Origin of the sequence: Streptomyces sp. NBC_00996 (genome assembly GCF_045162675.1) — a bacterium.
Taxonomy (GTDB): domain Bacteria; phylum Actinomycetota; class Actinomycetes; order Streptomycetales; family Streptomycetaceae; genus Streptomyces.
In genome coordinates this window covers 9,081,948-9,095,555 of record NZ_CP108723.1, presented here as the reverse complement: position 1 = coordinate 9,095,555, position 13,608 = coordinate 9,081,948, and the positions used below count along the sequence as shown (strand labels likewise).

Below are 13,608 nucleotides of genomic sequence, written 5' to 3'. Positions count from 1 at the left end.
ACAGAAGGTGTCAGTGAAGCGGGCCTAGCTTCCTCGCATGGCCTTCTCGGAAAAACTGCTGACCGCGCCGCCGCCCATCGAGGTGGCGGGACGGCGGATCAAGCGCTACCACGTCACCGCCGATCCGGCGGGCATCGCGCCCGAGGTGGAGCAGGCGGCGTACGCGATGCTCCCGAAGCTGCTTCCGGAGCCGGACGGCACGCCGCCCGCGACCTTCGTCGTCCTGCACCGGGGCGGCGACGACGGCGCGTATCTCAACGCGTACAGCTGGGTGTGGGACAACGTCCTGCACTTCCGGGGCGCGTCGGCGGGCCAGCCGGTGCTGGGCTGCCCGGACCGGGACCCGACGCACTTCATCACGCCCGACCTGCCGTGGATCGGCTGTGTCTGGGAGCTGCCGCCGATTCTGCACGAACGCGACGCCTGGGTGCGGCACATGCTGGCGCCCGACGTTCCCGACCTCGACGCCTACCTCGCGGACTCGCTTCCCGAGGGCACCACGGGAGACCGCTCATGAGCACCGCACACGACTTCGACTTCTTTCACGGCGAGTGGGACGTCCTCAACCGGCGCCGCACCGACTTCCTCGACACCGACAGCGACTGGGACGAGTTCCCGGCCACCAACCGCTGCTGGAGCCTGTTCGACGGGGCCGCGAACGTCGACGAGATGGACGTGCCGAGTCAGGGCTGGAAGGGGCTCACCCTGCGGCTCTTCGACACCGCCGCGCGGGAGTGGTCCCTGAACTGGTCCTCCAGCCGCGGCGGCAAGCTGTTTCCCCCGGTGATCGGTCGATTCACCGATGGCAGAGGCGAGTTCTACGGGGACGACACGCACGACGGGAAAGACGTGCGGGTGCGGTTCCTGTGGTCGGGGATCTCGCGGACCACGGCGCGCTGGGAGCAGGCGTTCTCCGTGGACGGGGAGAGGACGTGGGTGACCAACTGGGTCATGGAGTTCACACGGCGGGGAGCTGTTTGAGCACGGACGCCCTCGGAAACCGGCGGCGTGAGGGCCCGCCCGACCGCGGGCCGGGCCAGGCCTTCCGGAACGCCCGCAGGGTGAACTCGGGGTCCGGGCGCGGTGAGTCCGGACCCGGGAGCGCCTCGATGCGCTCGGCGAGAGCGGTGCCGCCGGTCGCGTAGATCTCGCCGTCCCGGACGTAGCGGGCCGGGCGGCGCGGGATCCGTCCCTGGCCGTGGCCCCGGAACCGGGCCGTACCGTTCGGCTGCAGGCCATGCTCGGCGGTCTACGCCGTGACGAGCCGGGCCTCGTCCGTGGCGCGCTCCTCGCGGTAGGGCGCGGCAAGGGCGTCCATGTCGCTGCCCGCGTGGTGGGCGGCGGCCTTGTCGGCGGTGGTGACGAGAACGCCGCCGGGGCGCAGGACGCGGGCGGCCTCGGCGACGACGGGCGCCGCGTCGTCCAGCAGATGCAGCAGCCAGACGACGGATGCGGCGTCGAACGAGCCGTCCTCGAAGGGGAACTGACGGGAGTCGGCGAGGACTACGGCACCCGGGAGGCGCGCGGCCGCCAGCCGCGCCATGCCGTGCGCGGCGTCCGCGCCCGTCACCCTCAGCCCCGGCCGTCCGGTGGCGAGGCGGCGCGTCACGATCCCGGTGCCGCACGCGACGTCGAGCAGGCTGCGCGCGGCCTCCGGGACGAGGCCGAGCACGGCGTCGGCGGCCGCGGCGGCCCGGGACTCACCGCCCCGCGTCGCGTCGTACGCGTCCGCTTCCTTGTCGTAGTCCAGCACGTGGGTCAGTTTGCCCCGTGCCCCGGGGCGAGGTCCTCCACCCTGTGGGCGAGAGCGAAGTCGAGTTCGGTGACGGCGCCGCCGGCGCTGTGCGTGTTCACCGTGAGGGAGACGGTGTTGTAGCCGAGTGTGAGATCGGAGTGGTGGTTCAGCTCCTCCTGCACCTGGGCGATGTGCACGACCATCGCGGTCGCCGCGAAGTGTGAGCCGAGCCGGTAGGAACGGGCGAGCCGGTCGCCGTCCACCGACCAGCCCGGCAGCTCCGCCAGCCGCTCCTCGATCTCCTTCTGCGACAACGGTTCGACGGCCATGACCTCGCTCCTTTCGTCCGACGGGGGGTGCGGGTGAGGCTGTGCCTCAGCGTGCCACAGTCCCTTGCCGTCAGCTGGATCGGCGTGCGGTTTTCGCCCCCGCCGCCCCTACCCGTCCCGTCCCTGGGGGCTGCGCCCCCAGACCCCCCTAAAAGATTCCCCAGTTCCCCGCGCCCCTGAATAAGGGCGCGGGGAACTGCGCTACAAGCCCCCACCGGGTGGGCCTCAGCGCCGTACGCACTCCGTCGCGAAGTCGTCCGCCAGGGCGGCGATCTGCGCGCGCCCCTCGATCCGCTCCAGCCACTCCTGAGGGAGGCTGTGGTCGCCGTACCGGGCGCCGAGGAGGTTGCCGCAGATGGACCCGGTGGAGTCGCTGTCGCCGGAATGGTTGACGGAGAGCAGGAGGGCGTCGGTGACCTTGTCGCCGGCGAGGGCGGAGTAGACGCCCATGGCCAGGGCCTCCTCGGCGATCCAGCCGGCGCCGAGGGACTCGACCTTCTCCGCACCGGGAGCGCCGAGCGCCGCCAGGTCGAGGGCGCGGTTCAGGGCGAGCGTGGTCTCCTCGTGCCCGGGATGGCGGGCGAGCAGCCGCAGCGTGCGCAGGACGGCACCCTCCAGGGAGTCCCCCGCGACCAGATGGCCGACGATCGCGGCCAGCGCCCCGGCGGCGTAGTACCCCGTGGGGTGACCATGGGTGATCTGGGCGCACCGCGCGGCCAGCTCGAACGCGTGCCGGACCGGGGTGCGCACCATGAGCCCGAACGGCGCCGAGCGCATCACCGTGCCGCACCCCTTGGACTCCGGATTGACGGGCCCTGGCGGACCGAGCTCGCCCCACGGGTCGGGGATGTGCTGCTGCGCGAGCCCGGACAGACACGCGTTGCCGGGGGCGCGGCGCGCGTACAGCCAGGCCTGCGCGGCGAGCCCGCCGGTCGCCGTCGCGTCGGGTTCGGCCTTGTGCTGTGTCTCCAGCCACCGCTCGTACGCCTGCCGGACCAGTGCGGTCGACGCGCCGCCGATCCCCTTGAGCCGGGCCCGCGCGTGAGCCTGCTGGAGCCCTTCCACGGTGAAGAGCGTCATCTGTGTGTCGTCGCTGACCCGGCCCACGATCCCGTCGCCGTCCGGTACGAGCCCGGTCACGCCCACGGGCCCGTGGGCGGCGCGGATCCGCTCCAGCGAGGCGAACTCGATGGCATAGCCGAGGGCGTCCCCGACCGCCCCGCCCAGCAGACAGCCCCGCACCCGCGCCCGGTAGACCGCCTCGGCCTCCCAGGACAGATTCCCCGACTCGTTCACGCGCGACTCCTCGACTACGGTCCTTGTATGACCATTGTCCCGTCCGGAGCCGCGGCGCCCCCAACTGCCCCCATCGACAAGGGCATCGGCCCGCTGCTGCGCGGCTGGCGCGAGCAGCGGCGGGTGAGTCAGCTGGAGCTGGCGCTGCGGGCCGGTTCGTCGGCACGGCACGTCAGCTTCATCGAGACGGGCCGCTCCCGCCCCAGCGAGGAGATGGTGCTGCGGCTCGCCGAGCATCTCGACATTCCCGTCCGGGATCGCAACGCGCTCCTGCTCGCGGCCGGCTATGCGCCGCACTACCCGGAGACCCCGCTCGACGACCCGTCGATGGACGCCCTGCGCGAGGGCATGGAGCGGCTGATCCAGGGCTACGAGCCGTATCCGGCACTGGTGGTCGACGCCACGTACAACGTCCTCGCCGCGAACCGGGGGATCATCACGCTTTTGGAGGGCGTACCGGAGTCCCTGCTCACGCCTCCGCTGAACGCCATGCGTCTCACCCTCCACCCGGAGGGTCTGGCGCCGCGCATCCGCAACCTGCGTGCCTGGCGCGACCATCTGCTCGCACAGATGGACCGCCAGATCGCCCTGCGCCGCTCGCAGCCGTTGCGCGCCCTGTACGAGGAAGTGGCGGCGTATCCGGTCCCGGACCCGGCGGCGGCGGAGGACGAACCGATCGATCCCGTCCCCTACTTCGCGCTCCCGATGCAGATCGAGCACGACGGCCGGGTTCTGTCGTTCATCTCGTCCATCTCGACCTTCAACACGCCGATGGACGTGACGGTCGCCGAGCTGGCCATCGAGACGTTCCTCCCGGCGGACCCGGCGACGGCCAAGTACCTTCAGTCACAGATTTCCTGACGGTCAGTCAACTCGAGCACGGTCCAGGCCCGGATCGAGACCGAGCGGCACGAGTGCCCACCACGCCCACTTCCGGGGGAGCCATCGAGGGAGCCGGACTCAGCGTTCGGACATGGAGACTCCTGGACTGAAGTGGATACTGTCGCCCGCAGTGTCCGGGAAATCCCATCCGGGAAGTAGCGACCCAGACGGTGCGCAATCAGCGTGCCCTTACGTCCGGGGTGATGGCGGCTCCGCGGATCCTGTGAGGGTTCTGGGGGGACATGACACACTGCTCGGGTACTTCGGCGCGTGGGGAGGCGTGGCGTGAGTGAGCGGCGGGCTGCGCCCACCGTGGGGCAGGTGGTGCTGGGGCGGCGGCTGCAGGAGTTGCGGGAGGCCGCGGGGCTCAAGCGGGAGGAGGCGGCCCGTGTGCTGCGGGTCGCGCCGACGACCGTGCGGCGGATGGAGATGGCCGAGGTCGCCCTCAAGATCCCTTACGTACAGGTGCTGTTGACGACGTACGGCGTGGCCGACGAAGAGCTGGACGCCTTCGTCACGCTGGCCGAGGAGGCGAACCAGCCGGGGTGGTGGCAGCGGTTCCACGATGTACTGCCGGACTGGTTCAGCATGCACGTCAGCCTGGAGGGCGCCGCCTGGATGATCCGCTCGTACGAGCCGCACTTCGTGCCCGGGCTGCTGCAGACCGAGGACTACGCGCGGGCCGTACTGGAGGCCGGGACGGTCGGGCAGACGGGTCCCGAAACCATCGAGCGGCATGTGGCGCTGCGCATGAACCGGCAGCAGCTGCTCACCCGGGAGAACCCGCCGCACCTCTGGGTGATCATGGACGAGACGGCACTGCTCCGGCCCGTGAGCATCCACGCCTCGGTCATGCGCGACCAGATCGACCGGCTCCTCCAGGCGATGGAGAGCGATCACATCACGCTCCAGGTCGCCGAATACGCGAAGGGCCCGCACCCGGGCACGTACACCTCCTTCGCGCTGTTCCGCTTCGCGGAGCCGGAGCTGCCGGACATGGTCTACAGCGAGTACGTGACCGGTGCCCTCTACCTCGACTCGCGCGCGGAGGTGGCCACGCACCTGGAGGTCCTCGACCACATGTCCGCCCACGCGGCCTCCGCCCAGCGCACCAAGAACATCCTCCGGGACTTCCGCGAGAACTTCTGAGATGCCACCCGGACGAGACGTCATCCGAACCCATTGAGCACCTTGAGGAGCATCCATATGACCGGCAGTGAATCCGCGCCCACTCGTATCGACACCAGTCGGCCCCATCCCGCCCGCGTCTACGACTGGTGGCTGGGCGGCAAGGACAACTACCCGGTTGACGAGGAACTGGCCCGCAAGATCCTCGCCGCGGACGGCACCGCGGTGCGCGGGGCGCGCGCCAACCGCCGGTTCATGCACCGGGCGACCCGCGCCGCCGCCCGGTCCGGGATACGCCAGTTCCTGGACATCGGCACGGGCATCCCCACCCAGCCCAACCTGCACCAGGTGGCCCAGCAGGTCGCGCCGGAGTCCAAGGTCGTGTACGCGGACAACGACCCGATCGTCCTGCGGCACGCGGAGGCCCTGCTGCACGGCTCCGCCGAGGGCACCACCGACTACGTGCACGCCGACGTCCGCGCCCCGGAGACGATCCTGCGCCTGGCCGGCGAGTTCCTGGACCTCGCCCAGCCGGTCGCACTGTCGCTTGTCGCGCTCACCCACTACCTGGGCGACGCCGCCGACGGCGACGACGTGTACGGCCTGCTCAAGGGGTACGTCGACGCGCTCGCCCCCGGCAGCTGGCTGGTGCTGTCCCAGGTCACCTCCGACATCAGCCCCGAGGGCGTCGAGAAGGCCGCGGGCCTCTTCCGCCAGAGCGGTACGCCCTTCTTCCCGCGCTCGCACGCCGAGTTCTCGCGGTTCTTCGACGGCCTGGAGCTCCAGGAGCCCGGGGTGGTCGCGGTCTCCGAGTGGCAGCCGGAGCCGGAGGACGTGGCCGCGCAGGCGGAGGGCGTCGTCCCGGTGTACGCGGGGGTCGCGATCAAGGCCTGACCCGTAGGCGCGGGCTCTGACCCGTAGCCACGCGTCCTGACCCGTAGGCGCGGGCCCTGACCCGTACCCACGCGTCCTGACCCGCAGGCGCGGGCCCTGACCCGTACCCACGCGTCCTGACCCGTACGGGTGCCGTGAACAGGTGCGCTCCCGCACTCGCCCCTAGGTTCGACACAACGGGGCGAGTGAGGGAGCGCACGTGACCGACACGCAGATACCGCCCACGGAACCGGGCGCCGCCCTGCTGCGCACAGGAAAATTCTTCCGGTCCGGCACGGTCGCACCCGACCTGCACAGCGTTCGGCTGACCGGCGGCCGTGAGGCGGACTCCTTCTACCGGGACCGCTGGAGCCACGACACGGTCGTGAACTCCACGCACGGCGTGAACTGCACCGGCTCCTGCCGCTGGAAGGTGTACGTCAAGGACGGCATCATCACCTGGGAGACCCAGGAGACGGACTATCCGTCGGTGGGCCCCGACCGCCCCGAGTACGAGCCGCGCGGCTGTCCCCGGGGCGCCGCCTTCTCCTGGTACACGTACTCGCCGACCCGCGTGCGCTACCCGTACATCCGGGGCGTCCTGCTGGAGATGTACCGGGAGGCGAAAGGCCGGCTGCGGGACCCCGTGCTGGCCTGGGCGGACATCCAGGCCGACGCCGAGCGCCGCCGCCGCCTCACCGCTCGGCGAGGGCCGCTTCGCGGGCATGACGGGCGCGGACTGCCTCGCGCTGTCCGCGCGTTCGGGGTGGATGCCGTCGTATCCGACGTTCGACCGCAATCCGCTGGAGCTGGGTGCGGTCTTCGGCGATCCGGTGGCGAAGGTCGTGGCCGAACTCCGGGCGGGCACCTTGAAGTTCGCCTGCGAGGACCCGGACGCGCCGGAGAACTGGCCGCGGGTGCTGACCCTGTGGCGCGCCAACCTGCTCGGCTCCTCGGCCAAGGGCGCCGAGTACTTCACCAGGCATCTGCTGGGCACCCACTCGTCGCTGCGGGCCGAGGAGGCGGAGCCCGCTGTCCGGCCGAGGGATGTGACCTGGCGGGAGGAGGCCCCCGAGGGCAAGCTCGATCTGCTCCTGTCCCTGGACTTCCGGCAGACCTCGTCGACCCTCCTGTCCGACGTCGTCCTGCCCGCCGCGACCTGGTACGAGAAGCACGATCTGTCGAGCACGGACATGCATCCCTACGTCCACTCCTTCTCCCCGGCGGTGAACCCTCCGTGGCAGGCGCGTACCGACTTCGACACGTTCAAGGCGCTGGCCGAGCGGCTGAGCGAACTCGCCGTCGACCACCTCGGCGTGCGCAAGGACGTCGTCGCCACCGCGCTCCAGCACGACACTCCCGGCGAGACCGCCCAGCCCGGCGGGGTCGTACGGGACTGGAAGCAAGGTGAGTGCGATCCGGTGCCCGGGAAGACGCTGCCGAACCTGACGGTGGTGGAGCGCGACTACACGGCGATCGGGGCGAAGTTCGCGGCGCTCGGGCCGCTGGTGGAGAAACTGGGCCTGCCCGCCAAGGGAATCGCGCTCAGGCCGGATGAGGAGGTCGAGCACCTCAGGGAGCTGAACGGTGTCGTGCGCGGCGGACCCGCCCACGGGCGCCCGGCGCTCGACACCGCCGTGAAGGCCGCGAACACGATCCTCGCGCTGTCCGGGACGACCAATGGACGGCTGGCCACGCAGGGCTTTCACACGCTGGAGGCCCGTACCGGCCAGGAGATGGCGCACCTGGCCGCCGAGCACGAGGGCAAGCGGGTCACCTACGCGGACACGCAGGCCGCGCCCGTCGCGGTGATCACCTCGCCGGAGTGGTCGGGCAGCGAATCGGGCGGCCGTCGCTACACGGCCTTCACCCTCAACACCGAGCACCTCAAGCCCTGGCACACCCTCACCGGACGCCAGCACTTCTTCCTCGACCACGACTGGATCCACGAACTGGGTGAGGCGCTGCCCGTCTACCGACCGCCCCTGGACATGAACCGGCTCTTCGGGGAGCCACGGCTCGGCCCGGACGGACAACGGGAAGTGACGGTCCGTTACCTCACACCGCACAACAAGTGGTCCATCCACTCCGAGTACCAGGACAACCTGTTCATGCTCTCGCTCTCCCGGGGCGGGCAGAACATCTGGATGTCGCCGCTGGACGCGGACGCGATCGGAGTGCGGGACAACGACTGGATCGAAGCCGTCAACCGCAACGGCGTGGTCGTCGCGCGGGCCGTCGTCTCGCACCGGATGCCCGAGGGCACGGTCTACATGCACCACGCCCAGGAGCGCACGGTGAACGTCCCGAAGACGGAGACCACCGGCATGCGTGGCGGCATCCACAACTCGCTGACCCGGCTGATCCTCAAGCCGACCCATCTCATCGGCGGCTACGCCCAGTTGTCGTGGGCCTTCAACTACCTGGGCCCGACGGGTAACCAGCGCGACGAGGTGACGGTCATCCGCCGCCGCAGTCAGGAGGTCGAGTACTGATGCGCCCGATGGCCCAGATCGCCATGGTCATGAACCTCGACAAGTGCATTGGCTGTCACACCTGTTCGGTCACCTGCAAGCAGGCATGGACCAACCGGGACGGCATGGAGTACGTCTGGTTCAACAATGTCGAGACCCGTCCCGGGCAGGGCTATCCGCGCCGCTACGAGGACCAGGAGAAGTGGCGCGGCGGCTGGGAACTCAACAAGCGAGGTGCGCTGAAGCTGAAGGCCGGCGGACGGTTCAGAAAGCTCGCCGGCATCTTCTCCAACCCCGAGCTCCCGGAGATCAAGGACTATTACGAGCCCTGGACGTACGACTACAAGAACCTCACCGATGCCCCGCTGGGCGACGACTTCCCGGTCGCGCAGCCCGTCTCGCAGCTCACCGGCAAGCCGATGAAGATCGAGTGGTCCTCGAACTGGGACGACAACCTGGCGGGCGCTCCGGAACACGGCGACCAGGACCCCATGGTCCAACGGGCGCGCCAACAGGCCTCCGAGAAGGTGAAGTTCGCCTTCGAGCAGACCTTCATGTTCTATCTGCCGCGCATCTGCGAGCACTGTCTCAACCCGTCGTGCGTGGCGTCGTGTCCGTCCGGCGCGATGTACAAGCGGGCCGAGGACGGCATCGTCCTGGTCGACCAGGACCGCTGCCGGGGCTGGCGGATGTGTGTGACCGGATGCCCGTACAAGAAGGTGTACTTCAACCACCGCACCGGCAAGGCCGAGAAGTGCACGCTCTGCTATCCCCGCGTCGAAGTGGGCCTCCCGACCGTCTGCTCCGAGACGTGCGTGGGACGGCTGCGCTATCTCGGAGTGATCCTGTACGACGCCGACAAGGTGACCTCGGCCGCGTCCACGCCGAGTGAACAGGATTTGTACGAAGCCCAGTTGGGCATCTTCCTCGACCCCGAGGACCCCGGGGTGCAGCGCGCCGCCGAGGAGGCCGGGATCCCGTACGACTGGATGGAGGCGGCCCGCCGCTCCCCCGTGCACGCGCTGGTCGGCAAGTACCGGGTGGCGCTGCCGCTGCATCCGGAGTACCGCACGATGCCGATGGTCTGGTACATCCCGCCGCTGTCCCCCGTGGTCGACGCGCTGACCGGGACCGGGCACGACGGCGAGGACCTGGACAACCTCTTCGGCGCGATCGACACGCTCCGCATCCCGCTCGAATACCTGGCGGAGATCTTCACCGCCGGTGACGTCGGGCCGGTCCGCGCCTCGCTCGGCAGGCTCGCCGCCATGCGCTCCCACATGCGGGCCATCAACCTCGGTGAGCAGCCCGACGCGTCGATCGCCTCGTCCGTCGGTATGGAGGGCGCGGAGATCGAGGAGATGCACCGGCTGCTGGCGATCGCCAAGTACGAGGACCGGTACGTCATTCCCACGGCCGCCCTCGGGGACGCCAGGCGTCTGGAGGAGTCGGCGCTGCCCGACGGATGCAGCCTCGACTACGAGGGCGGGCCGGGCATGGGCGGCGACGGCCCGTTCGGCCAGGACTCGGGCCGCAAGCAGCTTCCGCTGGTGTCGGTGGAGAGCTTCCACGCCCTGCGCAAGCGGCAGACGGCGGACCGGGAGGACACATGAGAGACCATGCCGTGCTGTATCAGGCCGCCGCGTACTGTCTCTCGTACCCGGACGAGGAGTTCCACGAGCGGTTGCCGCTGCTGCGTCGAGCCGCCCCGGAGCTCGGGGAGTTCCTCTCTCACGCGGCCGCACAGCCCCCTCGGGATCTCGCCGCCCACTATGTCCAGGTCTTCGACTTCAAGAACCGGCACAGCCTCTATCTGAGCTGGTGGCGCGACGGCGACACCCGGCGGCGCGGGATGTCGCTGGTGCGCTTCAAGGAGGTGTACCGGGAGCACGGGCTGGATTTCTGCGGCGAGGAGTTGCCCGACTTCCTGCCCGTGGTGCTGGAGTTCGCGGCGCGAACGGGCCATCGGGGGCTCCTCGACGAGTACCGCGGCGGCCTGGAGTTGCTGCGGATCGCGCTCACCGACTTCGGCACCCCGTACGCGAGCATCCTCGAAGCCGTGTGCGCGACGATGCCGGGCCCGTCCCCGAAGGACCGCGCCGAGGCGCTGGCGCTGGCCCGTTCCGGTCCTCCCCGCGAAGAGGTCGGGCTCGAACCCTTCGGCGCCATCGGCCTCGAACCCCTTGCCGTCATCGGAGAAAGCTCATGACGACCTTCCTGTGGGGCGCCCTGCCGTACATCGCCTTCGCGCTGCTGATCGCGGGGCTCGTCTGGCGCCACCGCTACGACAAGTTCGGCTGGACCACGCGCTCGTCGCAGGTGTACGAGTCGAAGCTGCTCAACATCGCCTCGCCCGCGTTCCACTACGGCATCCTGTTCGTGCTCGTCGGACATCTGATCGGCCTGTTCGTCCCCGAGTCCTGGACCGAGTCGCTCGGGATCGGCGAGCAGACGTACCACCTGTTCTCGCTGTACGGCGGCACGGCGGCCGGAGTCCTCACCGTGCTCGGCATCCTGCTGCTGATCTACCGCAGACGGACGAACTCGCCGGTGTTCCGCGCGACGACCGTCAACGACAAGCTGATGTACGTCGTGCTGCTCGGCGCGATCGTGCTGGGCATGACCGCCAAGCTGACACACGCGTCCGGCGACGGCTACAACTACCGGCAGACGATCGCGCCCTGGGCCCGCAGCCTGTTCACGCTCCGGCCCAGGACGGAGCTGATGCACGGCGTGCCGGCGCTGTACCAGGTGCACGCGGTGATCGGGATGGCGCTGATCGCGCTCGTTCCGTACACCCGCCTCGTCCATATGTTCAGCGCGCCGGTGCAGTACCTGTTCCGCCCGTACGTCGTGTACCGCAGCCGCGACCCGAGGCAGCTCGGGCCGCGGCCCGCACGGCGTGGCTGGGAGAAGACGGACGTCTGACGGCCTCGTGCGCGGTTGGCCGTGCACGAGGTCGTCAGAGCTGTCGTCACCTTCCCGGCCTCCGGGCGGACGACGGGAGGCTGACGGCAGGCCCTAAGCCGCGCCTCCCTTCGGCTCCCGGTCCTCGTCGACGATCTCGGCGTCGACCACGCCCTCCTCCTCGGCCGGGGCGTGCTCGGTGGCCGGCTCGTCCTGGGGTGTCGGCTGGGCCTGCGAGTACATCGCCTGGCCCATCTTCTGGCTGACGGTGGCCAGCTTCTCGATGGCGGTGCGCATGGCGGACGTGTCGGTGGAAGAGTCCTCCAGGAGTTGTTTCAGGTCGGCTGCCGCCGCCTCGACCTCCGTCCTGGTGTCGGGCGGGATGCGCTCGGCGTTGTCGCGGATGAACTTCTCGGTCTGGTAGACGAGCTGCTCGCCCTGGTTGCGGGTCTCCGCGGCCTCGCGGCGCTTCTGGTCCTCCTCGGCGTACTGCTCGGCCTCGCGCATCATCCGGTCGATGTCGTCCTTGGGGAGCGCGGAGCCGCCGGTGACGGTCATCTTCTGTTCGCGCCCGGTGGCGAGGTCCTTCGCCGAGACATGCATGATCCCGTTGGCGTCGATGTCGAAGGCGACCTCGATCTGCGGCACCCCGCGCGGCGCGGGCGGCAGCCCGGTGAGGTCGAAGACGCCGAGCTTCTTGTTGTACGCGGCGATCTCGCGCTCGCCCTGGTAGACCTGGATGCCGACCGACGGCTGGTTGTCCGCGGCCGTGGTGAAGATCTCCGAACGCCGGGTCGGGATCGTGGTGTTGCGCTCGATGAGCTTCGTCATGATGCCGCCCTTGGTCTCGATGCCGAGGGACAGCGGGGTGACGTCGAGAAGGAGGACGTCCTTGACGTCGCCACGGATGACACCCGCCTGGAGAGCGGCACCGACCGCCACGACCTCGTCCGGGTTGACGCCCTTGTGCGGATCCTTGCCCGTGAGTTCCTTCACGAGGTCGGTCACGGCGGGCATGCGGGTGGAGCCGCCCACCAGGATGACGTGGTCCACCACGGACAGCTTGACGCCCGCGTCCTTGACCGCCTGGTGGAAGGGGGTCTTGCAGCGGTCGAGCAGGTCGGCGGTCAGCTCCTGGAACTGGGCGCGTGTCAGCTTCTCGTCGAGGTGCAGCGGACCCTCGGCGGTGGCGGTGATGTAGGGCAGGTTGATGGTCGTCTCGGAGGAGCTGGACAGCTCGATCTTGGCCTTCTCGGCGCCCTCGCGCAGCCGCTGCAGTGCCATCTTGTCGTGGCCGAGCTCGATGCCGTACGACGCCTTGAAGCGCTGGGCGAGGTGCTCGACGATCCGCTGGTCCCAGTCGTCGCCGCCGAGCCGGGTGTCGCCGTTGGTGGCCTTGACCTCGATGACTCCGTCGCCGATCTCCAGGAGCGAGACGTCGAAGGTGCCACCGCCCAGGTCGAAGACGAGGACGGTCTGCTCCTCGCCGCGGTCGAGCCCGTAGGCGAGGGCGGCGGCCGTCGGCTCGTTGATGATCCGCAGGACTTTGAGGCCGGCGATCTCGCCGGCCTCCTTGGTGGCCTGGCGCTGGGCGTCGTCGAAGTAGGCGGGGACGGTGATCACGGCGTCCGTGACGTCCTCGCCGAGGTAGGCCTCCGCGTCCCGCTTCAGCTTCTGCAGCACGCGCGCGGACAGCTCCTGCGCACGGTAGCGGGTGCCGTCGATGTCACCCTTCTCCGGGAAACGCCAGCTCGCGTCACCCATGTGGCGCTTCACGGAGCGCGCGGTGCGCTCCACGTTGGTCACCGCCTGCCGCTTGGCGACCTCGCCGACGAGCACCTCGCTGTTCTTGGCGAAGGCCACCACGGAGGGCGTGGTGCGCGCGCCCTCGGCGTTGGCGACGACGGTGGGGTCGCCGCCCTCCAGGACGGCCACCACCGAGTTCGTCGTACCGAGATCGATCCCGACCGCACGTGTCATGTCC

12 protein-coding genes and 1 pseudogene are annotated in these 13,608 nt (G+C 69.9%); 9 read left to right on the top strand and 4 right to left on the bottom strand.

All coding sequences use genetic code 11. From position 1 onward, the window contains the following. The first annotated feature begins 37 nt into the window (after window positions 1-37). Window positions 38-517, top strand: a complete 480-nt coding sequence (locus tag OG390_RS42190; RefSeq protein WP_406175363.1) for a hypothetical protein — start codon at window positions 38-40, stop codon at window positions 515-517. Then, window positions 514-981, top strand: a complete 468-nt coding sequence (locus OG390_RS42185) for a hypothetical protein (RefSeq protein ID WP_406175361.1) — start codon at window positions 514-516, stop codon at window positions 979-981. The genes OG390_RS42190 and OG390_RS42185 overlap by 4 nt, the downstream gene beginning before the upstream one ends. Here OG390_RS42185 and OG390_RS42180 read toward each other — a convergent pair. The 3 genes and pseudogenes from OG390_RS42180 to OG390_RS42170 form a co-directional block, all read right to left on the bottom strand. Beyond that, window positions 959-1,753 (bottom strand): annotated as a pseudogene (locus tag OG390_RS42180) (class I SAM-dependent methyltransferase). The gene OG390_RS42185 and the pseudogene OG390_RS42180 overlap by 23 nt on opposite strands. 5 nt (window positions 1,754-1,758) lie before the next feature. After that, complete coding sequence (locus OG390_RS42175; RefSeq protein ID WP_406175359.1) at window positions 1,759-2,064, bottom strand: 4a-hydroxytetrahydrobiopterin dehydratase; 306 nt, start codon at window positions 2,062-2,064, stop codon at window positions 1,759-1,761. A 225-nt stretch (window positions 2,065-2,289) separates the two neighbouring features. Then, window positions 2,290-3,360: an ADP-ribosylglycohydrolase family protein gene (locus OG390_RS42170; protein WP_406175357.1), complete on the bottom strand. Its 1,071-nt coding sequence runs from the start codon at window positions 3,358-3,360 to the stop codon at window positions 2,290-2,292. A gap of 27 nt (window positions 3,361-3,387) precedes the next feature. On the opposite strand from OG390_RS42170, the gene OG390_RS42165 reads away from it, so the two are divergent. The 7 genes from OG390_RS42165 (at window position 3,388) to narI (ending at window position 11,645) form a co-directional block, all read left to right on the top strand. Then, entirely contained in the window at window positions 3,388-4,221 is an 834-nt protein-coding gene (locus OG390_RS42165; RefSeq protein ID WP_406175355.1) for a helix-turn-helix domain-containing protein, read from the top strand. 306 nt (window positions 4,222-4,527) lie between these two features. Continuing rightward, window positions 4,528-5,391 (top strand): helix-turn-helix domain-containing protein, encoded by an 864-nt coding sequence (locus OG390_RS42160; RefSeq protein WP_406175353.1) that lies wholly within the window; start codon window positions 4,528-4,530, stop codon window positions 5,389-5,391. A gap of 57 nt (window positions 5,392-5,448) precedes the next feature. Continuing rightward, window positions 5,449-6,264, top strand: a complete 816-nt coding sequence (locus tag OG390_RS42155) for an SAM-dependent methyltransferase (RefSeq protein ID WP_406175351.1) — start codon at window positions 5,449-5,451, stop codon at window positions 6,262-6,264. A gap of 749 nt (window positions 6,265-7,013) precedes the next feature. After that, window positions 7,014-8,738 (top strand): molybdopterin dinucleotide binding domain-containing protein, encoded by a 1,725-nt coding sequence (locus OG390_RS42150; protein WP_406178191.1) that lies wholly within the window; start codon window positions 7,014-7,016, stop codon window positions 8,736-8,738. Beyond that, window positions 8,738-10,330 carry a nitrate reductase subunit beta gene (gene narH / locus OG390_RS42145; protein ID WP_406175349.1) on the top strand — a complete coding sequence of 531 codons (1,593 nt, stop codon included), beginning with the start codon at window positions 8,738-8,740 and terminating at the stop codon, window positions 10,328-10,330. The genes OG390_RS42150 and narH overlap by 1 nt, the downstream gene beginning before the upstream one ends. After that, window positions 10,327-10,926 (top strand): nitrate reductase molybdenum cofactor assembly chaperone, encoded by a 600-nt coding sequence (gene narJ, locus OG390_RS42140; RefSeq protein WP_406175347.1) that lies wholly within the window; start codon window positions 10,327-10,329, stop codon window positions 10,924-10,926. Before narH ends, narJ begins: the two co-directional genes overlap by 4 nt. After that, entirely contained in the window at window positions 10,923-11,645 is a 723-nt protein-coding gene (gene narI / locus OG390_RS42135; RefSeq protein WP_406175345.1) for a respiratory nitrate reductase subunit gamma, read from the top strand. The genes narJ and narI overlap by 4 nt, the downstream gene beginning before the upstream one ends. Window positions 11,646-11,738: 93 nt before the next feature. Here the strand turns inward: narI and dnaK are convergent, their stop codons facing one another. Next, window positions 11,739-13,604 carry a molecular chaperone DnaK gene (dnaK, locus tag OG390_RS42130; protein ID WP_406175344.1) on the bottom strand — a complete coding sequence of 622 codons (1,866 nt, stop codon included), beginning with the start codon at window positions 13,602-13,604 and terminating at the stop codon, window positions 11,739-11,741. Window positions 13,605-13,608 lie beyond the last annotated feature (4 nt).